We start from the raw sequence: 541 nt of genomic DNA, 5'->3' as shown, positions 1-541 counted from the left end.
TGATGAGTTACCTACCCCGACAGAAGGGGTGCTGGCGAAGCTTTTAGATTGCACACGGTCCCAGCTCATAACCCGGGTGCGGAAAATCATGACAGCAGTCGTGCTCATGCCCAAACTCTGGGCCTTGGCTAAGGCCGGTGTGGTCGGGTTTGACCGGGTCTTATATACGGCTGGCAGGGTGGGGCGTGCTGGGGTGTGTATCCCCGTGTTTGATGACATGCTCACCAACAAGCGTGTGGACGTGCCCTGGAAAACCTACAGACGACACGTAGGCGAAATCCTTGCGATGCTTATGACTCCTGAAACCCGGGTGGAGAACGCGAAACGTAACCGGGGAGTGTCGTATTGGGTGAATGATGATGGTACAGCCACGTTGTCGCTGACGGGGCCTGTGTTGGAGATGGAAGCGTTTTATCAGCGTGTGCGTGGAACAGCCAGGGCGATCCTCGCCAACCACATAGAAGCGTTTTCTGCCACGTTAACGGATGAACAACAAGCCTTGTTCATTACTGAGAACAATGGTGAAACGACTGAAGTGCGG

At 54.7% G+C, this 541-nt stretch carries 1 pseudogene; it reads left to right on the top strand.

Annotated features, from left to right (window positions below):
- Nucleotides 1-88 precede the first annotated feature (88 nt).
- Nucleotides 89-541 (top strand): annotated as a pseudogene (locus HMPREF0183_RS11225) (HNH endonuclease signature motif containing protein); the annotation flags it as partial.

This window comes from Brevibacterium mcbrellneri ATCC 49030 (assembly GCF_000178455.1).
Lineage (GTDB): Bacteria > Actinomycetota > Actinomycetes > Actinomycetales > Brevibacteriaceae > Brevibacterium > Brevibacterium mcbrellneri.
Note: the sequence above shows the minus strand (reverse complement) of the source record. Positions and strands in the feature narration are given on the sequence as shown.